Source organism: Pseudomonas meliae, from assembly GCF_001400515.1.
Lineage (GTDB): Bacteria > Pseudomonadota > Gammaproteobacteria > Pseudomonadales > Pseudomonadaceae > Aquipseudomonas > Aquipseudomonas amygdali.
The window spans coordinates 1-19,145 of the sequence record NZ_LJQT01000413.1 but is presented as its reverse complement, the minus strand read 5'-3'; the positions used below and the strand labels follow the sequence as shown (position 1 = coordinate 19,145).

Below are 19,145 nucleotides of genomic sequence, written 5' to 3'. Positions count from 1 at the left end.
AGCGTCGCACGATAGTGAAACCCTGAAAAAGCGCCACGCACGATAGTGAGGCTGCCCGGCGGACTCTCTAGAAACTCATACTCAACGCAACATTCACCCCTTGCTGGGTCACGTCGTCGTTCTTGCGCCAGTTGTAGTTGCCGCGCAGTGTCAGGTCTTGAGTCAGCTTCTGGCTGACGCCCAGCGTTGCCCGATTCAGGTCGCGTTGCGGGGTGTAGCCTTCCAGCGTGAAGTCAATGGACTGCACGCTGTTCAGCGCCATGGTCACGTTCTGCTGATCGGTCTCGAACTCCCGTTCATGGGCAACTTCTCCCCATACCTGTGTGCTCGGTGTCACCTGGAACTTGCCCTGCACACCCACGCCTGCACGCCGCGACTTGCGGGTCTGGTCGCTGAAGGTCAGTGCCGTCGAGCGATCACCTTTTTCCGAGTAGCCATCGACATCGATGTGCGCGTAGTCGGCGCTGACGAAAGGCGACAGATGCCAGCGACTGGTCAGGCCTGCGATGTCGAAACCCACTCGCCCGCTGGCAGCCCACATTTCACCGTCGGTATCGCCTTTTTCCTGACCTTCGCTGACGCCCAGCGCGAACTTGCGCTCGGCATTTTCGTAGTCCAGTTTGCCGCCCGACACTGCCAGATCACCCCACCAATGGTTGGCCTGATACTGCAGAAACGCGGTGGCGATGTAGCTGTTGAGTTTGTAGTCCGAGTCCCTGGGGCCTGCCTCAAGATTCTGCCGATACGCTCCGGCAACAACGCCAGTGCGCCAGTTTTCGGCAAATCGGTAGCTGCCGCCTATGGTCAGGTTGTAGCCTCTTCCATCAGCATCGGCCGAGCTGTCCTGCGCGTCGAAGTCCATTTCCTGACCACCCGCCGCAAGCACGCTCTGCCACTGGCCGACACCTTGCCAGTTGCCCCAGTCGCTCAGCCACTGCGCGCGAATCTCGTCCTGATGCATCCGCAGCGTGCCATTGGCCATCTCCGGCAACAGGGTTATTTCCCATGGGGCCGAGAGCAACGAATAGGCGTAGTCGGCCAGCAGTCGTTGTCCGGCTTCCGTCGGGTGGACGCGGTCGTTGAAAAACACTCGGCTCGGATTCGGCGTCGCGCTGGACCTGCCGTTGGCTGCGCTTTCTGTGCAGCTGTCGCCACTGAAGCAGGTACTGACCAGGTTCTCGTTGGGATCGAACCCGAAGCGTGCCGGTTCAGCGAGGACTTCATTGATCAGCAATGGAACATTCAGTGGAATGATCTGGGCATTGATCTGCGCCAGTCGGCTGACCAGCTGCTGATTGAAGCCCGCGCTGAGTGCGGAAGTTGCCGAAGCCAGTGGCGAACCGCTCAAGGCTGGCGTTTTACCGATATCCGGCAGCAACCAGACCATGATGTAGCGCGCACCGGCCTGTTGCAGGGCTTGCGCGCTGTCAGCCAGCTGATTGGCGGCTTGCGCTGCGCTGCTGGCACTCACCACGCGACCCTGCAGGAAGTCGTTGCCGCCTCCGGTCAGGTAATAAAGCGCATTGGGGTCGGCGCGAAAACCGTTTGCGGGCAGGTAGCCGGTCCGGCTGCGCAGCAGTGTGCCTGTGTTCGGGTCGACAACGGTGGATTGCGAGTTGATCGACTCAAGAATCTGGTCGGTCCGATAGCCGCCGACTGCCCAGTTATTGCCATCCGGGGCGCCCAGCGCAGCATTGACTGGCGACGTGGAGGCCGCCAGATCTCCTACCGGAACACCGAGCATTCTGCCAATCAGCGTCGATGAGTTCAGATTGAACACTTCACCGCTGCCGTCCTGATACGTGGGGCCGACACGATTGGTGAACCTTAGCGTAGAGCCCCTGGGCCCTGCGGTATCCGGAAACTGCCCGGCATCGGCCAGACTGTCACCGAACACCACCATGGTCGAATAGGGCGCGGCAGCAGCGGTGCCGCAGGCAAGCGATAACAGGCAGGCCGCGAAGGGCCAGCGCCTCGATGTCTTGGTCATGAACGGATCCCGATTGTTTTTGTTTTGTACCGGAAACGTAGCAAGATTTTTCATGGCTGCAAAGTTTGATGAACATTATCGCGCTGCGGCGGTGCTTTTTTGACCTCAGGCAGCCCTGTTGGTCACGATGGCGCTCAGATAGTTGGCCAGGTCATGCAGGTACACGAAGGGGTGACCCTGACGACTGCCGCCTGTGCGGCTGACCTTCAAGTCGATGCGTCCTGCGTTGATCTTGCGCAGCAGATTTCTGTCGCTCGACAGGTGCGAAAAATAACGCTCTCTGACGGCGCTCAGCGAAGGGCACGGCGTGGCGAATTCTTTGCGAAGTTGATCCAGTATTTCGTTCATTCCATGACTCCCTGTGGTTTGCATGTGAGGACTCCCGAGATGGGGTGCAGACAAACAATACGATATGTAGCGCGTCGCGACAATGCAGTTGTATTTTAAATACGATTTGTATTGTTCGTCTCACAGGGAATCAATGTACCAGGACACGCGAGCAGTGCCGTTTTCAGGGTTGCGGGTGACGCTGATACCTTCGGCCTCGCTGATCTGATCCATGATGCGCTCCCAGTGAGCCACCGATTCGCCAGGCTCCCTGATCAGCAGGACCTGATGCTCGATCTGCGCCTTGTCACTGGTGATAGCGTCCTGAATGCGCTGTGCCAAGGCCAGGTAAGCGTCATGTTGCGAGGTGTCGGGGAACTGCTTGAGCATGAGTGAACTCCTTTTTGCTGTATGTGCATACAGTAATTGAGGGGTGTTTCTCACGCAAGCTACAAATGTTTCCTACACGGACACCTGCCCGGGACGAAACAGTGGCGCATGAAAAAGCCCCGGTTATCGGGGCTTGGACGTGGCATGCCGGGTCAGAGACGCATCGTCATCTGCCTGATGACACCGATCAGTTTGCACTCCTCGGTCACCGCAAGGGTCGGGTAGGCGGGGTTCAGCGGCTTGAGAAAGTAGCGTCCGGCGTCTTCGACCAGTTTTTTGAACGTGGCCTCGTTACTTTCCGGCAGTTTGGCGATCACCAGCTTGCCGGCAGTGGGCTCGATTCCGGTGTCGACCAGAATCAACATGCCTTCAGGAATGCTCTGGCCTGCGGGTGCGGTCATCGAATCGCCACGGACCACCAGCCAGAAGGCTCTGCCCTTGGCTTTATAGTCGCTGATCTCGAAGGTGTCCGAATAGCCGGCAGGGTAGGGCTCGACGGCTTCACTCCAGCCACCGGCCTCTACCCAGCTGATGACCGGATAGCGATAGAAACGCGAGGGCTGCACCGTGGGCTCCACGTTGTGCATGCCGGGCTCGCTGGCCGGAATGGAGGTGGTGAGAATCGGCAGGCCGAGCTCGGTCAGGAACCGATTGATGACCTCGATCTTCGGCTCACGCTTGCCATTCAGCCAATGCCCTACCGCGCCGGGCGTCACGCCCATCCGCTCAGCCATCTCTTCCTGGCTGATCTGCTGGGTTTCCATGACCTGTCTTGCGACTTCATACCATTTTCTGTTCATGCGTCGAATCATACAGGCTGTAGGGTGTTGAGCAATATACATAATGTAATGCTTCGTTGTGTCATAAAAATACAAAATGTATTGTAAGGCCTTGGTTCTGCGCAGCGAAAGACGTTGCGCAGCGTTTCAGAAAGGTCCTACAGGAGAGACACGATGATCGAGAAAATAGAAGCCGTGATGCAGCATTGGGGTGAACAGCGCATGCGCATTGGCCTGGGCGGCGGACTGAGCAGCCCGATGGCCGGGATCATGGAATGGGGCGCGTACATTCCGCGTCGCACACCCGGCTCGCGCGCACTGGTGGGTAATGGCAGCGGCCTGGACTATATAAGCAGCGAAGTCGAGGCGGCTGTGGCGCAGCTTTCGCGCAGCCCTGCAAAGAGCCGCGGGCCTGAACTGGCCCAACTGGCGACATTGCGTTATGTCGAGTCGTTGCCGGTGCGCGAGCAGATGCGTCTGGTGGGCATCAATGAAGGCGCAGACCGCACCTATCGCAACTGGATCAACAAGCTTCACCAGCAAGTGCTGGCAATTCTCGCTGAGCGCAGCGCTTCCAGAAGCAACAACGCCGTCGCCGACAAGGCTGCGCAAGGGTAAATGAAGACACGGTTTCACGCCGTTTATCCGGGTCGATTGCACAGCTGTGGCCGAACTCGTGTTGAACTCCGGTCAAACTCGACCCACCCTGAAACTGCCCCTTCCCAGCCTTTCCGGAGGGGGGTAAAAAGGTCCCACGATATGCGATTTGCGCCTCAGGGCAGCAGCCGGAAACAGGCTGAACAACAGCCACAACCGGTCACTCGCGACCCATCTCAAACCCCGCCTCATNNGGCGGGGTTTTTCATTGGGTCAGGCACACGGAGGCCAGTGCAAATGTTGAAGGACTTTCGATGCGGGCAGTGCAAGAAGCTGCTGGCCCGCATGGGTGAGTACACAGAGCTCCAGATCAAATGTTCCCGCTGCGGAACGTTGAATCATGTGAAGGCCGCGAGCCTCGAGTTATCGCCGTTGAGCGACAGAGGTACAGCAGCGTCGTTGCTGCCTCGCGGTGCTAACAAGAGGTATTAATCATGTCCAATAGCAGTTCTGCTGTCAGCCAGCTCAAGAATATTCCGCTGGTAGGTATCAACCTGGGTTCAGTGGCTAACGCCGGGCAGATCGTGCCTGGCGAGGCAGGGACTCATTATCAGTGGCCCAATCGTGGAACCATCACTACCTGGGTCAAGAACTGGGGCGTGCGTCTGATCCGTTTCCCGTTCGAACTTCAGCGCGCTATTCAGCTGTCGACTCTGGACGGCCTGCCAGGTCAAGGGGCGAACCTGAATACCGACTTCGTGAAGCGCTGGAAAGAAATGCTTGGCTGGATTCGTGAAGACTCCAATGGCGAGGCCAGAATCATTCCTGATCCGCACCACTACATGCGTTTGCATCGCTACGAAACCGATGCAAACGGGAACCTGACCGGGCGCATTCTTCCTGCCGCGGAGGCCGGTAATCAGAACGGCTGGAAGGCAACCGAGTCGGTATTGATCAAGGATGGGAACGGTGTCAACGGCACTTTCTGGAGCGCCGTTCACCTGGCCAACTTTCACCAGAAGCTGGTCACCGAATGCGACGATCCAATGGTGCTGGGCTGGGGGTTGGGTGACGAGCCGTATTCGAATACTACGGTGGGTGCCAAGGACTACATTACGTTCCCTGCTCTTGAGGCGCTGTACATCAGCACGATGAATACCGTGCTGCAGGCGTTGCGCAACAGCTCGAAAAAGCCGGTGTTCATTTGTGGGCTTGAGTTTGCAAGCGCCAGAAACTGGGCCACCGTCTCTGCCAACCTTCAGTCGAAGATCGTCGACCCGGCCAATGCAATTGTCTGGGAAGCCCATGCTTACGGCGATTACGATAAAAGCTCCAGCGGTGCCTACGCCAATAACAACGACCTGATCTCGCCGACCGTTCTGCGCGATGAAATCGTGGGTCCGTTTCTGACCTATGCCAAGACCAACAAAATGGCCGCATTTATCGGCGAAACAGGGATTCCGCCAACGGCTGCCGGTCGCACCGCGCTGAAAAACCTGCTCGATAAAGCGAAGTCGGAAAAAGTGCCAGTGACACTGTGGGTCACAGGGCCAGGCACCGATGGCGAAAAGATGAGCCTGGAGGCCAGCAATCAGGCGGAGACCGTCGCACTGGTCACACCGTACTTTGCCGAGCGCATTGCCCTGTGGGGTTATGCACAGGCATGACGGTGCAAGTCATTCCGTTCTGACCCAACAACGGAGCCCCGCATCAAGGGGCTCTTTCCAGTTTATTCAGGCTTTCGATTTTCGAGGGCCTTGAGAGTCCACCACCCTATTACGGAGCACCAATGGACCCAACCGACCTAGGCCCAGGCACAGCTACCTGGCTGGGCGGCACGGGCACAATTCTGCTTGGCGGCTTTCTTTGGCTGCGCAAGTTTCTTTCCAGAGATGCAACAGACCGGGCGATGGACAACGCGGACATCGGTACGGTGCGCCGCCTCAATGAGCTGCTCGACTCCGAGCGCCAGGCGCGCAAGGAAGCCGAAGCGCGGGCTGATCAGTTCGCCAAGGAGCGCAACGAGCTCGCCGCAGCGGTTGGGCGGATGGAGGGCAAGATCGAAGCCCTGACCAGCCACATCGTTCAACTCACCGACAAGGTCACCACGCAAAGCGCCGAAATAGCCCGGCTGCGATCCCAACTCGGAGGTGCAAACGATGCACAGATGCGCAATTGATTTCATCGCTCGCCATTGGTGGCGGCGCCTGGAGGTCTGGCTGATTTCCGTGCTGCTGATCGCCGGCTGCCTGATGCTCGGTTTTCAGGCCGGGCAGTGGTCGGCGAATGCCGAGCATACGCAGCAGCTGGCCGAGGTTCGCAATGCCTACGACGCAGCGCTGGGCAAGCGCGACCGGTGCCTGGACAGGCTGGCCGAAACCACCACCCAGGCGGCAGACAAGGTCGAAAGTGCTGCATCAATTGCCAATCAGGCCGCTCACACGGCCAGCCGTGCTGCAAACAAGGCTGATGAGGCGTTGGGCAAGGCGAATCAGTAGGCGTTTCCCACGCCGCAATCAACCTTCAACACACGCGGAACCCCTCATGAAGATAACCCCGATAGTTGCCCACTTGCAGGCGACCTGCCCGAGCTTTGCCGGGCGAATCAGTGCCGGTATCGACTGGGCGGCGGTCGCCCTCGGTGATCAGCTCGCCCACCCGTCGGCGTGCGTGATTGCCACTGGCGATCAGTCCACCGCCAACGATTTGCAGAACGTCATTCGCCAGAACATCACCGACACGATCGATGTCGTGGTGGTGCTCGATGGCGGTGATAAGCGCGGGCAGGAAGCCAGTGAGCAACTGCACACCCTGCGCGCTGAGTTGTGGCGAGCGTTGGTGGGCTGGAACCCGGATCGCGATTACGACGCGATGCAGTACACCGGTGGCGCGCTGGTGCAGATCAGCGGCGACCGGGTGATGTATCGCTTCGGGTTTGCAGCGCAGTTTCAACTGGGCCGCAACACCTCCGATCAGCCTGCCGAGACCTGGCATGAAGCGTATCTGGACGGTTTGCCCGGATTTACCGGCGCCACCCTCGAGATGGACTGCGTTGACCCCGCAGATCCGAACCTGAAATCCCCCGGCCCTGATGGCCGTATCGAAGCGAAATTCACAATAGAGGTAACCCCATGACTCAACGCATCACTGTAGTACCGGCCGAGGGCCGCACTGTGCCGGATCCGGAGGCGGGCGATTTGCTGCCCGTCGAAGGCCGGCAGGTGACCTTCAACGCCTGGTGGCAGCGTCGTCAGAACGACGGCGACATCACACTTAAAACCGAGCAATCCACCACCACCCATCAAGCCTTCACGGCTTAACCAAGAGGAAGCCAAACAATGGCTATCAGCTTTAACAACATTCCATCCGATGTTCGCGTTCCGCTGTTTTATGCGGAGATGGACAACTCGGCCGCCAACAGCGCGTCGGCCAGCATGCGTCGACTGATCGTTGCGCAGGTCAACGACGATGTGTCCGGCCCCGAACTGGGTTCTCTGGTGCTGGTGCCAAGCGTGGCGCTGGCGAAAAACATCGGCGGTCAGGGCTCCATGCTGGCCTCGATGTATGAAGCCTGGCGCAAGGCGGACCCCACCGGCGAAGTCTGGTGCCTGCCGCTGCTCAATACCGAAGGCGCCAAGGCCGGCGCGAAAGTCACCCTCAGCGGGGCGGCGACCGAAGCCGGTTTGCTGAATCTGTATGTCGGCGGCATGCGAGTGCAGGCCACTGTCGTTAACGGCGCAACCGCTGCCCAGGCGGCCACGGCACTGTCGGTGAAAATCAACGCCACACCTGATCTGCCGATCACCGCGGCTGTCGAAGCGGGTGTGCTGACCCTTTCCTGCAAATGGAGCGGGGCAAGCGGCAATGACATCCAGCTGGAATTCAATCGCCAGGGCAAGACCAATGGCGAAGTCATTCCTGCCGGCCTGACGGCGGCAGTCACCGCCATGACCGGCGGCGTAGGTACGCCTGATCAGCTCAAGGCGCTGGCTGCGCTGGGCGATGAGCCGTTCGAGTTCATCTGCATGCCCTGGACCGACACTGCCACGCTGGATGCCTGGAAAGCGGCAATGGATGACAGCACCGGTCGCTGGAGCTGGGCGCGTCAGTTGTACGGCCACGTTTACAGCGCCAAGCGCGGCACGGTCGGTACGCTGGTGGCCGCAGGTCAACTGCGCAACGATCAGCACATCACCCTGCAGGGTGTCGAAAACGGTGTGCCGCAACCGGTCTGGCTGCAGGCCGCTGCCCTGGCTGCGCGCACGGCGGTGTTCATCTCTGCCGACGCCAGCCGTCCGACCCAGAGCGGCACCATGCCCGGTATCGATCCGGCTCCGGCCAGTCAGCGTTTCACCCTGACCGAGCGTGAGTCGCTGCTGCGTTACGGCATCGCCACGGCGTACTACGAAGGCGGTTACGTACGCATTCAGCGTTCGATCACCACCTACCAGAAGAACGCTTACGGCCAGGCTGACAACTCGTACCTGGACAGTGAAACCATGCACCAGTCGGCGTTCATCATCCGTCGTCTGCAAGGCATCATCACCAGCAAGTACGGTCGCCATAAGCTGGCCAACGATGGCACGCGCTTCGGTGCCGGCCAGCCGATCATCACGCCGAGCACCATCCGTGGCGAGTTGATTGCGCAATACGCACGTCTTGAAGAAGAGGGGCATGTGGAGAACGCCGAAACGTTCGCCCAGCACCTGATTGTCGAGCGTGATAGCAATGACCCAAGCCGCGTGAACGTGATGTTCCCGCCTGACTACATCAACGGCCTGCGCGTGTTCGCGCTGCTCAACCAGTTCCGCTTGCAGTACGACGAAGCGGCATAAGCCTAACCAACCCTTTCAAGCCCGCCTCGTGCGGGTTTTTTCATTCTGGAGATAAATAACATGGGTCAGAAAGTTGCGGGTACCTGCTACATCAAAGTGGATGGCACCCAATTGACTATCAGCGGCGGCGGCGAAGCGCCTCTGATGAACATCAAGCGCGAGACCGTCGTGCCTGGTTACTACAAGGAAACCGAAAAGGCCGCCTGGTTGAAACTCACCGCCGTGCATACCGCGGATCTGCCGCTCAAGCTGCTCACTACCGGTGTGGACATGACCATCACCTGTGAATTCAAGAACGGCAAGACCTACGTCCTGTCCGGCGCCTACCTGGTCGATGAGCCGAGCAGCAAGGCTGACGACGGCACCATCGAACTGCAATTCGACGGCAATCAGGGGAGCTGGCAATGAGTGAAGTCATCGACCTGGCCAGCCCTATCGAAGCGCACGGCGAAACCCTTTCGCAACTGACCTTCCGGCGCCCTACGGCGCAGGAAGCGCGGGCCATCAAGGCCCTGCCGTACAGGATCGACAAGAACGAGGAAGTTTCCCTGGATCTGGACGTGGCGGCGAAATACATCGCCGTCTGCGCCGGCATCCCGCCCTCGTCGGTCAATCAGATGGATCTGTGCGACATCAACACGCTGAGCTGGAAGGTCGCGAGTTTTTTCATGGCAGCGGCATCAGCAACCTTGAAGGACTGATCGCCGTCGTTTACGACCTCGCGTACTTCTGGAAGACCGATCCCGAACTGATGATGTCCAGGGAGCTGGACGTCATCACCGAATCGATCTTGCAGGCGCAACGCATCAACCAGATCCTGCAGGGGGAGTGATGGCAGACACTATCAGAACGCTGATTACCGGCGTCGACCAGCTGTCTCCAACGCTGGCAACTATCCGCAACAATGTCAAAGGCCTCGAGACCAGTCTGGGGGCCATAGACCTTGGCAAGGCAGTCACGGACAACGCTTTGGCGGGGCCTTTGATTGCCGGGGTGAAGGCAGCGATCGGTTTCGAGACCAGCATGGCCGGCGTGAAACGCTCGGTAAGCTTTGAAACACCGCAGCAGTTCCAGCAGATGGGGTCCGATATTCTGGACCTCAGTGAACGGCTGCCGGAAAGCGCCAATGGCATCGCGGCGATTGTTGCTGCCGGTGCCAAGGCCAATGTACCGCGTGAAGAACTGACCGGGTTTGCCAGCGATGCCGTGAAAATGGGTGTCGCATTCGATCAGACGGCGGCCGAGTCGGGCGACATGATGGCCTCGTGGCGCTCATCGTTCCAGATGACTCAACCGCAAGTCGCGGCGCTGTCCGAGAAGATCAATGTGCTCGGCGGCAACAACCTGGAAAAGAAAATCGCCACCATGGTGACTGCAATGGGCCCGCTTGGGCCGGTTGCGGGCATGGCCTCCGGGCAACTGGCGGCAATGGGCGCCACGCTGGCCAGCGTCGATGTGCCGGGCGATGTGGCCGCCAGCGGTATGAAGCGATTCATGCAGTCGTTGACCGAAGGTGGCGCGGCGAAAGCCGGGGCGTTCGAAGCGTTGCAGCTCGACGTCAATCAGCTGACCCAAGGCATGCAGAGTGACCCGTCCGGGACCATTGAAAAGGTTCTGACGGCGGTCTCCAGTGTTGACCCCGGCAAGCAGTCGGATGTCATCACGCAACTGTTCGGTGCCGAATCGCTGGGTGCTATCACGCCGTTGCTGGCCAATCTGGATGTGCTCAGGTCCAACCTGGCCAAGGTCGGCGAGGGCGTGCAGAACAGCGGCACTATCGAGAAGGAATTCGCCGACAACTCGCAGACCACGGCCACGGCCATCAAAGAGATGACCAACCGTGTCGATCGTCTGGGCATCAATATCGGCAGTATGTTTCTGCCGGCGATGAACGAAGTAATGGCCGTGATCGGGCCGATGATTTCTCAGGTCGCCGCGCTGGCGGCCGAACACCCTGGCGTGATCAAGGGTGTGGTGGCCGCTGCGATTGCGTTCGGTGTATTGCAAGTTGCGGTCATGACCGCGACGACCGCCATGAGCGTACTTGGCGCGGTGATGGGCCTGTCACCGCTGGCCCTGATCGTGCGCGGCCTGGCGCTGGCGGCAGGTCTTCTGATTGCCAACTGGTCGACCGTCGCGCCTTATTTTCAAGCTCTCTGGGAAGCGATTCGTGGGCCGGCCATGGCGCTTTGGGACGTACTAAAGGCGGTATTCGCCTGGACACCGCTGGGCATGATCGTCGCCAACTGGCAGCCGCTGTCCGAGTTCTTTGCTGCGCTTTGGGACGTTATCAAGGCGCTGGCCACGCCGTTTTTCGATTTTCTGCAGACACTGTTTGCGTGGTCGCCGCTGGGCATGGTCGTGGCCAACTGGCAGCCGTTGTCCGAGTACCTGGCCGGCCTGTGGGAAACCATCAAGGCCGAGGCGCAACCGTTTACCGATGTGCTGGCAACGCTGTTCAGTTTTTCGCCGCTGGGCATGGTCATCGAGAATTGGCAGCCGATCAAAACCTGGTTCGCAGGTCTGTGGGCGGACATCAAGCCATTCATCGAACCGATCATGAGCTGGTTTGGTGGCGACACTGATAAGACCGTCCTGCAGCGGGCAACCGAGAAGGCCAATCAGTTCGCGGAAGAACAGCGGATACGCAACGCAGGGCCGGGCGGCGGGACCGGTGCATTTCTGGCGGCCGGTGCCGTCGACAACGTTCGCATGAGTCAGCAGTTGCTCAATCAGGCCACTGGCGTGCCGTCGACCAGCCAATTGCTCGGCGTACCCACCCCGCTGGCGCCCGGCAGCCTGTTGTTGCAGCAGGGCGCAGGCGGGGCCGGTCCGCGACTTGAAGGCGAGCTCAACATTCGCTTTGAAAACGCGCCGCCGGGCATGCGTGCCGGGCAAGTGCAAACCAACCAGCCGGGTTTGACGATATCGCCAAACGTCGGTTATCGAACCCTCGGCGCAGGAGCCGGATCATGAGTACATGGCGTGACAGCCTGCTGCCAGCGTCTTTTCGGGGCGTCGGTTTTTTCATTGAAAAAGCCGTCGTCCCGGCAGGCCGCAAGGGGCAGTTGCATGAGTTTCCACAGCGCGACGAGCCTTATTTCGAGTCGCTGGGCAAACAGTCGAAAGTTCATACGCTGACGGGGTTCATTGTCGGTCCCGACTGTTTCGAACAGCGAGACAGACTGCTGCAGGCACTGGAGCAGGAAGGTGCCGGCGAGCTGGTACATCCCTGGCTGGGTCGCGTGCAGGTTCAGGTTGGCGAGTGCGGCGTCACACACAACCTGAACGAAGGCGGACTCGTCCGACTGGACCTGAAATTCTATCCGGCCAACCCGCTCAAGTTTCCCGTGTCGACGCTCAATACGCGACGGCAGTTGCTGGGCGCGTCCGAGAGCCTGCTGGATTCGGCGCTCAGGCGCTATCGCTCGGTGATGGCCACAGTGGACGCGGTACGTATCAACATTCAGGCGCTGCGCAGCGCCCTGTCGGGTGTGTTCGCGACCATTCAGCGGCAGTTCGTACCGTTCATGGCGATCTATTCGGATGTCACCGCGCTGGTGCATTCGCTGGTCAATGCGCCGTTGACGGTCAGCACGCTGTTTACCACGTTCTTTGCCAGTTTCGACGGGGACAGCCAACGAGCCAGAAGAGCGAGCGGCACCAGCAGTTCCGGCAGCTCGGTCACCGGCAGTTCAGCAAGCGCTTCCGCGAGCGGCAACGGTGGGGCGTCTTCTGTTGAAACGGTCGATTACCGGTCTGTGATTTCCGAGGCCACACAACAGGCAGAGGCGGTGTCCGGTATCAATCTGGTCAGCCAGGGCAGCGGTCGTGATACCAGTGTGACGGCTCAGGCCACTGCCAACCTGGTTCAGGATGCGCTGTTGGTCAAGGTGGCGAGAATCGTCGCGAGCATGCCGATTGCGACGACGGTCACGCCGCTCAACGTGGTGCCCTCGCTTGATCAGCAGGTGACGCAAGCGCTGCAACGCGTGGATGTGCCGGTTGCCGATGACGTCATCGAACTGCGCGACACGCTGAGTTCGGCCATCTGGGAAGCGTCGTTGAAAGCCGATCCCGAACATTACCTGGCGCTCAACACGTTGCGTCAGGCATTGATCAGGCACCTCAACGCGGTGTACGTCTGGTGGACATGAAGGTCTCTGAGCCTTTGCCCGCGCTGGTGCTGGCCTATCGCCGATTCGGTGACGCCAGCCGGGCGCAGGAAATGGTGCAGCGCAATCGGCTGGCCCACCCGGGTTTCGTACCGCCAGGCACGCTGAAGATCGCACAGGAGTGACCCATGATCGACCCTAACGTTGTCACCCTGACGGTTGACGAGCACGACTATGCCGGCTGGAAGTCGGTGGAAATCTCTGCCGGGATCGAGCGTCAGGCGCGCAGCTTTGACGTGAGCATTACCTGGCAGTGGCCGGGCACTGAAATCTCGCATCCGATCACGCCCGGCGCAGCGTGCGAAGTACGTATCGGCGGCGAGTTGATTCTGACCGGCTGGGTGTTTGCCGCGCCGATCAGCTATGACGGCAAGCAAATCACGCTAAAGATTTCCGGACGCTCGAAAACCGCCGACCTCATCGACTGCTCGGCCATCAACAGGCCGAGCCAGTGGAAGGAGGTGGGGGTGTTGAAGATCGTTGAAGCGCTGGCTGCTCCTTATGGTTTGTCGGTGATCAGCGAAATACCGGAGACCTCGAAGATGGCCGATCACACCATCGAGCCTGCCGAAACCGTGTTCAAGTCCATTGACCGGCTGCTGACCCTGTTCCGGATTTTTTCCACCGATGACGAATACGGCAATGTGGTGCTGGCCAGGCCGGGTAGTCGCGGGCAGAGCGCAGACGCGCTCGAACTCGGCAAGAATGTGTTGAGCGCCGTCATCGCGCGGGACTTTTCCGGGCTTTTTTCCGAATACCGGGTCATTGGTCAACAGACCGGTAATGACCAGACGTTCGGCAAGGAGTCGTCGGAGGTCTCGGCAGAAGTCACGGATGACCGGCATGACGACCCCGCGCATAAAAAGCGTCTTCGCGTACTGGTCGTTCATGAGGATGCGCCGATCACACCGAAGCTCGCCCTGAGTCGCGCCAATTGGGAGCGTGGTCAGCGGGCCGGCAAGGCACTGCTCACCACCTACAAGGTCCAGGGCTGGCGGCAGTCCAACGGGGCGCTCTGGCGGCACAACACCATGGTCCGGGTGATTGATCCGGTCATCGGTTTCACAAGCCGCAACATGCTGATTTCAGCCGTGACCTACTCGCTGAGCGACCAAGGCACGATCACCACACTGGTGGTCGGTCCGCCTGAAGGTTTCCAGGCCGAGCCAGGTGACCCCAACAAGCGCAGCAAGGTGCAGGTCAATCAGGACGCTTACTCCTGGCTGCTGCCCATCGACGAGGAAACAACCTCATGAGCTTACTCAATCGCATGCTGGTGCGCGGCACGGTAGTGCTCGCCAGGGCCAGCAGCAAAATGCAGGCGCTGCAAATGCGCCTCACCGCCGGAGAGGTCAAGGACGACATGGAGCACTTCGAACCCTATGGCTTCACCAGCAACCCGCTGGCCGGCGCCGAGGGCATCGCCGCCTTCATTGGTGGCGACCGGTCGCACGGTCTGCTGCTGGTAGTGGCCGACCGGCGCTATCGCCTCAAGGGCCTGGAGTCAGGCGAAGTAGCGATCTACACCGACGAGGGCGACAAGATTCACCTCAAGCGCGGCAAGGTCATCGACATTGAAACCGACACCTTGAACATCAAGGCCGCGGTAGCGGTGAACTTCGACACACCGCAGATCACCCAGACCGGAAAGATTGTTTCCAAAGGCGACCAGCTTGCCGCTGGCATCAGTCAGATCAGCCATCTGCACGGCAACGTGCAGGGCGGTAATGGCCAGAGCGGGCCGCCCGTTGGAGGTGCCGGATGATTATCGAAGGCTCTCTGCAAGCGTCCTTGCTGCGCTCGGTGGTCATCAGCCTGTTCACCTGGCGTCGCGCCGAAGCGGACGATCCGTTCGACGATGCCGAACGTTTTGGCTGGTGGGGCGACACCTACCCGGCACAGGCCAATGACCGCATCGGTTCCAGGCTGTGGCTGCTGCACCGGGTCAGGCTGACTGCCCAGACCCAGCGCGATGCCGAGTTCTATGCCCGCGAAGCGCTCGACTGGCTGATCGAAGATGGCCAGGTCAAGCACATCAACATCCTTACCGAACAGGTTCAGAGCAACCGCCTGAACCTGGGCGTCGAGCTGGTCGTCTCGGACGGTCAGCTCGTGCGTTTCAACCCTTCTGAACAGTGGCAGGTGATTTATGCCGTTTGAAACACCTACGTTACCGGCGCTGATCAACCGAACCCAGGTCGACCTCGCCGACGAAGCGCTGCGTCAGTCCGATGCTCGGGTATTGTCCCGTGCGCACAGCGGCGCGGCCTACGGGCTGTACGGCTATCAGGACTGGATCGCCGACCAGATTCTGCCGGACACCGCCGACGAGGAGACCCTTGAGCGGCAAGCCATCCTGCGTCTGAGGCAGCCACGCAAGGTTGCCCAGGCCGCCACTGGCACGGTGCGCTTTACCGCTGCAGCCGGCGCGGTGCTGGATGCGGACACTGTGCTGCAGTTCAGTGATGGACGCTTCTACCGCGTGACCAAAGGCGTCACCACGGTTGCGGGCAATAACACCACCACGGTCGAAGCGGTGGATGCCGGTGTTCTGGGTAATGCAGATGCCGGTCTGGTCATGACTGCCGTGCAACCGGTCGAAGGTATCGACAGTACCTTTACCGTCATTGCCGACGGCCTTTCCGGCGGTATCGCGCAGGAAAGTATCGAGTCGCTGCGTGCTCGTGTGGTGCGCTCCTACCGGGTCATTCCGCATGGCGGCAATCAGGATGATTACGTGACCTGGGCGCTGGAAGTGCCGGGCGTGACGCGCGCCTGGTGTGTGCGCCGGTTCATGGGGCCGGGGACGGTCGCGGTGTTCTTCATGCGTGACGACCAGGCCGATCCCATTCCTGACGCCGAGCAGCTCGCCGCGGTCGCTGCGTATATCGAGCCGCTGCGTCCGGTCACGGCAGACGTATATGTGCTGGCGCCGGTGCAGAAACCGGTGGTCTACACCATCCGGCTCACACCGGATACCTCCGCCGTGCGGGCGGCGGTCGAAGCGCAACTGCTGGACCTGCACAACCGTGAGGGCGGACTGGGCGAAACCCTGTTGCTCACGCACATCGCCGAGGCCATCAGCCGCGCGACAGGCGAAACCGATCATGTGCTGGTTTCACCCGTGGCCAACGTTACTGCTGCGGCCAACCAGTTGCTCACATTCGGGGGTATTCAATGGTCGTCATAAGAACTGCCGAACATTACGCCGGACAACTGCAGGCGCTGTTGCCACCCGGTCCCGCGTGGGATCCGGAGCGGGTGCCGGAATTGCAGCAGGTGATTGCCGGCCTGTCCCGCGAGTTCGCACGCATCGATGGCCGCGCGTTCGACCTGCTCAACGAGATGGACCCTGCAACCGTCAGTGAATTGGTACCGGACTGGGAGCGGGTCATGAACCTGCCGGACCCATGTCTGGGGCTCAAACCCTTGTTCGCAGACCGACGCTTGTCAGTGCGCCAGCGGCTGGTAGCAACAGGAGGGCAGAACGCAGCGTTCTACATCGACATTGCCGTCAGCCAGGGCTACCCCGACGCCACCGTGACCGAACACCGAACGCCCCGTATGGGGCGTTCGCGTTTTGGCCAGGCGCACTTCGGCACCTGGAGCGCGCAATTCATGTGGACCCTGAACACCGGTGGGCGCCAGCGCCTGGGCCGACGCTTCGGGGCCAGCTACTGGGGAGAGCGGTTCGGGGTGAATCCCGGGCTCGCCATCGAATGTTTGATCCGTCGAGCAGCACCGGCGCACAGCGTCGAATTCGTAAACTTCAACTGAGGAACACAATGTGGATTATCCCAAGAGTGTGCCGGGCGTAGGCTTGGCAAGCGGCAAGTTTGTAGATGAAAACCCGGTTACCGGCATGCCCGGCTCGCTTATTCCCGCGCAGTGGGGTAACTCGATCACGCAGGAAATTTTGAATGCGATGGCGGCCGGTGGTGAGCAGCCTGATGAAACCAGAACAGACCAGCTCGCAACCGCAATTACGCAGATTGGTTCGCAGGTCAGGCAGGCCTATAAGGGGGTCGGTGTCGGATATGCAGCGTCCGAGACGCTTATGCCGGGAGTGGCGGGGAATTGGCACAGGATCAACGTCGCAGGCATCACGCTGACGCTGCCCTCCAAGGCGAGCGTGACGGTCGGCAAGTCCGTAACTTTTCATAACGCATCGTCCGGGGCGGCAACCATCAAGGCCAGCGGTGCCGAGGTTATTTCACAGTTCGGCTCTGGCAGTAATACGTTACGGCTAAACGCGGCGGAATGGGTCGAGCTTGTTTTTAACACTGACGCGATCTACATCACAAAGCGCGGCAAAATTACGGAGGTAAAGGAAGTCGACTCTCAGAAAGTGTTCTCTTTCAATACCGATACTGTTTTTACAAGAGACCAGATGGAGTTGCTGCTACTGGATGCCTCTGGCGGCAATCGTGCGTTCACACTGCCCTCCTCAAACGCGGCACTAGGCGTCAAAGACGTCATTGTTCGCAGGATAGACAGCAGTGGCAACCGGCTGACCGTTAATGCAAGTGCCGGGGAAAAGATCAGGTTCCATACCCATTTAAATGCTGCGGGTTATTCCTTTCTGGTTCTTATGGGGGCTGGCGACTGGTGGCACCTGCGCAGCGATGGTGCTGGAAGCTGGTGGCCAATAGGGCGATATGACAGCACTCCTTTGGGACGGCCTGTTTTCGAGACAACGACATTGTTCAGCCCAGGAGGATATGGAGCGTTGAACGGTGGGCTTCTCAATCGTGCCGACTGGCCGTGGCTTTGGGATCATGCGCAAAAGTCCGGGATGCTTTACACCGAAGCAGCTCGTACCGGCAAGGAAGGTGGGTGGACCAGTGGCGACGGCGCTCTAACCTTCCGAGGGCCTGAAGGCCGAGGCGAGTTCCTGCGGGTACTGGATGAGTCTCGGGGCGTCGATACGTCGCGTGTCGCCGGTTCTTGGCAGGACGGCACTTGGCTCAGGACGGTGGCTCAGGAGTGGAGCGGGTCAGATGTAGAGACTGGCACCTACCTGCTGGGCAGCGGTCATGCGCAGGCAGATGGGCGCTTGAACTCTACAGGCCCGGGTGGCTTGTTGCCGCCAGGCGCACTGGTCCCGGCTGGCGGTTCGGCCTACCCGGCAGAAACAACAGACAACGGCGTTGTGGCGACTGTAATGAGAGACCAGCAACCGATGAATAACTGGATTCGTTTCCGTAGCCGCAACATGGCCTATCCCGGCCGTATCAAACTGATCTGAGGACGTTATGATGACTCTGGGGCCTTGATAGGGCCTGTTGAATTACCGGTTGTTCCTGGACTGGGCGAGCAAACGCCCAGCAATGCTGTAAGCATGACCGAATTGCTCAGCGAACCGAACACAGGATTTGCCTGGACACTGATAAACGGTGAGCTGCAGCAGGTCATAGATCGCCGTGGCTTGATGTATCGAATAAACGACGGCTCGGTAGAGGAGTGGAGCAGCCTCGGTCTGCCGCCTGAACGGCTTACCGCCAAACAATGGCCCGGCGAGTATTACGTTTGGCGAGAGGGTGAATGGGTTCTTGATACCGAAGCGCAGAAGACCGCTTTGGCGTCCGCCGCTCTGCTGGTTCGTGACCAGCGTTTGCAGGAAGCAGCTACACGTATCGCCCCGTTGCAGTATGCCGAAGAACTGGGAGATGCTACCGAGGCCGAGAAGGCAAGTTTGCTCGAATGGAAACGCTATAGCGTAGAACTGAACCGGATCGAGCAAACCCCGGATTACCCTCTCCAAGTCAAATGGCCTTCACCGCCCTCCGATGCAACTGCCCTGTAAACATGACCGCGAGAGCGGTTTTTTTGCCCGTTGCCTACTGAACAGCTAGCCCCGGTAGGGCGCGAGTACAGACGAACTGCCCCGCTCTGAGGGGGAGTTGTTTTATTCGCCATTTAATCTCGCTTTTGAACAGGAGAGCTTTATCGGCTCATGGGGTGGGCTAGTCCCGCAAGCCCTTGGGAGGATCAATGCCTCTTGGCCCGCAACAACAACTCAACATCATCCCTGACGCCGGCCCCACCGCCA

At 59.8% G+C, this 19,145-nt stretch carries 23 protein-coding genes and 1 pseudogene; 20 read left to right on the top strand and 4 right to left on the bottom strand.

Annotated features, from left to right (window positions below; translation table 11 throughout):
- Positions 1–67: 67 nt before the first annotated feature.
- From estP to ALO64_RS19145, 4 genes are all read right to left on the bottom strand, one after another.
- Positions 68–1,990 carry an esterase EstP gene (gene estP / locus ALO64_RS19160; protein ID WP_044343682.1) on the bottom strand — a complete coding sequence of 641 codons (1,923 nt, stop codon included), beginning with the start codon at positions 1,988–1,990 and terminating at the stop codon, positions 68–70.
- Between the two features lie 105 nt (positions 1,991–2,095).
- Entirely contained in the window at positions 2,096–2,338 is a 243-nt protein-coding gene (locus ALO64_RS19155; protein WP_031597872.1) for a pyocin activator PrtN family protein, read from the bottom strand.
- 120 nt (positions 2,339–2,458) lie between these two features.
- Positions 2,459–2,707: a DUF1654 domain-containing protein gene (locus tag ALO64_RS19150; RefSeq protein ID WP_002551908.1), complete on the bottom strand. Its 249-nt coding sequence runs from the start codon at positions 2,705–2,707 to the stop codon at positions 2,459–2,461.
- 152 nt (positions 2,708–2,859) lie between these two features.
- Positions 2,860–3,471: a LexA family protein gene (locus ALO64_RS19145; RefSeq protein ID WP_003372744.1), complete on the bottom strand. Its 612-nt coding sequence runs from the start codon at positions 3,469–3,471 to the stop codon at positions 2,860–2,862.
- 189 nt (positions 3,472–3,660) lie between these two features.
- Here ALO64_RS19145 and ALO64_RS19140 point away from each other — a divergent pair, with 189 nt between their 5' ends.
- From ALO64_RS19140 to ALO64_RS19050, 20 genes and pseudogenes are all read left to right on the top strand, one after another.
- Positions 3,661–4,104, top strand: coding sequence for a hypothetical protein (locus tag ALO64_RS19140; RefSeq protein ID WP_002551910.1), 444 nt, complete (start codon positions 3,661–3,663; stop codon positions 4,102–4,104).
- A 276-nt stretch (positions 4,105–4,380) separates the two neighbouring features.
- The gene (locus ALO64_RS19135; RefSeq protein ID WP_044343670.1) at positions 4,381–4,575 is read left to right on the top strand and encodes a Com family DNA-binding transcriptional regulator; all 195 of its coding nucleotides are present in this window, start codon (positions 4,381–4,383) and stop codon (positions 4,573–4,575) included.
- A gap of 2 nt (positions 4,576–4,577) precedes the next feature.
- Positions 4,578–5,750: a cellulase family glycosylhydrolase gene (locus ALO64_RS19130; RefSeq protein WP_044343671.1), complete on the top strand. Its 1,173-nt coding sequence runs from the start codon at positions 4,578–4,580 to the stop codon at positions 5,748–5,750.
- A 122-nt stretch (positions 5,751–5,872) separates the two neighbouring features.
- Positions 5,873–6,262: a hypothetical protein gene (locus tag ALO64_RS19125; RefSeq protein WP_003411734.1), complete on the top strand. Its 390-nt coding sequence runs from the start codon at positions 5,873–5,875 to the stop codon at positions 6,260–6,262.
- Positions 6,243–6,581, top strand: a complete 339-nt coding sequence (locus ALO64_RS19120; protein WP_044343672.1) for a lipoprotein — start codon at positions 6,243–6,245, stop codon at positions 6,579–6,581. The genes ALO64_RS19125 and ALO64_RS19120 overlap by 20 nt, the downstream gene beginning before the upstream one ends.
- A 46-nt stretch (positions 6,582–6,627) precedes the next feature.
- Entirely contained in the window at positions 6,628–7,218 is a 591-nt protein-coding gene (locus tag ALO64_RS19115; RefSeq protein WP_044343673.1) for a phage tail terminator protein, read from the top strand.
- Positions 7,215–7,403 carry a DUF2635 domain-containing protein gene (locus ALO64_RS19110; protein WP_003419716.1) on the top strand — a complete coding sequence of 63 codons (189 nt, stop codon included), beginning with the start codon at positions 7,215–7,217 and terminating at the stop codon, positions 7,401–7,403. The genes ALO64_RS19115 and ALO64_RS19110 overlap by 4 nt, the downstream gene beginning before the upstream one ends.
- Before the next feature lie 18 nt (positions 7,404–7,421).
- Positions 7,422–8,918, top strand: a complete 1,497-nt coding sequence (locus tag ALO64_RS19105) for a phage tail sheath subtilisin-like domain-containing protein (protein WP_044343674.1) — start codon at positions 7,422–7,424, stop codon at positions 8,916–8,918.
- Positions 8,919–8,978: 60 nt separating this feature from the next.
- Positions 8,979–9,326 (top strand): phage tail tube protein, encoded by a 348-nt coding sequence (locus ALO64_RS19100; RefSeq protein ID WP_002551917.1) that lies wholly within the window; start codon positions 8,979–8,981, stop codon positions 9,324–9,326.
- On the top strand, positions 9,323–9,619 hold the full coding sequence (locus ALO64_RS19095; protein ID WP_002551918.1) for a phage tail assembly protein: 297 nt from the start codon (positions 9,323–9,325) through the stop codon (positions 9,617–9,619). Before ALO64_RS19100 ends, ALO64_RS19095 begins: the two co-directional genes overlap by 4 nt.
- Positions 9,544–9,750, top strand: coding sequence for a hypothetical protein (locus tag ALO64_RS25345; protein WP_102001490.1), 207 nt, complete (start codon positions 9,544–9,546; stop codon positions 9,748–9,750). The genes ALO64_RS19095 and ALO64_RS25345 overlap by 76 nt, the downstream gene beginning before the upstream one ends.
- Positions 9,750–11,894 (top strand): phage tail tape measure protein, encoded by a 2,145-nt coding sequence (locus tag ALO64_RS19090; RefSeq protein ID WP_044343675.1) that lies wholly within the window; start codon positions 9,750–9,752, stop codon positions 11,892–11,894. Before ALO64_RS25345 ends, ALO64_RS19090 begins: the two co-directional genes overlap by 1 nt.
- Positions 11,891–13,218: pseudogene (locus ALO64_RS19085) on the top strand (DNA circularization protein). Before ALO64_RS19090 ends, ALO64_RS19085 begins: the two are co-directional and overlap by 4 nt.
- Before the next feature lie 3 nt (positions 13,219–13,221).
- The gene (locus tag ALO64_RS19080) at positions 13,222–14,349 is read left to right on the top strand and encodes a phage baseplate assembly protein (protein WP_004660747.1); all 1,128 of its coding nucleotides are present in this window, start codon (positions 13,222–13,224) and stop codon (positions 14,347–14,349) included.
- Entirely contained in the window at positions 14,346–14,858 is a 513-nt protein-coding gene (locus tag ALO64_RS19075) for a phage baseplate assembly protein V (protein WP_002551923.1), read from the top strand. The genes ALO64_RS19080 and ALO64_RS19075 overlap by 4 nt, the downstream gene beginning before the upstream one ends.
- Positions 14,855–15,253: a phage GP46 family protein gene (locus tag ALO64_RS19070; protein WP_044343677.1), complete on the top strand. Its 399-nt coding sequence runs from the start codon at positions 14,855–14,857 to the stop codon at positions 15,251–15,253. The genes ALO64_RS19075 and ALO64_RS19070 overlap by 4 nt, the downstream gene beginning before the upstream one ends.
- The gene (locus ALO64_RS19065; RefSeq protein ID WP_044343678.1) at positions 15,243–16,283 is read left to right on the top strand and encodes a baseplate J/gp47 family protein; all 1,041 of its coding nucleotides are present in this window, start codon (positions 15,243–15,245) and stop codon (positions 16,281–16,283) included. Before ALO64_RS19070 ends, ALO64_RS19065 begins: the two co-directional genes overlap by 11 nt.
- On the top strand, positions 16,271–16,870 hold the full coding sequence (locus ALO64_RS19060; protein WP_044321644.1) for a YmfQ family protein: 600 nt from the start codon (positions 16,271–16,273) through the stop codon (positions 16,868–16,870). Before ALO64_RS19065 ends, ALO64_RS19060 begins: the two co-directional genes overlap by 13 nt.
- A 10-nt stretch (positions 16,871–16,880) precedes the next feature.
- Positions 16,881–18,341, top strand: a complete 1,461-nt coding sequence (locus ALO64_RS19055) for a hypothetical protein (protein WP_044343679.1) — start codon at positions 16,881–16,883, stop codon at positions 18,339–18,341.
- A gap of 93 nt (positions 18,342–18,434) precedes the next feature.
- Positions 18,435–18,899 carry a tail fiber assembly protein gene (locus ALO64_RS19050; protein ID WP_235378675.1) on the top strand — a complete coding sequence of 155 codons (465 nt, stop codon included), beginning with the start codon at positions 18,435–18,437 and terminating at the stop codon, positions 18,897–18,899.
- Positions 18,900–19,145: the final 246 nt, after the last annotated feature.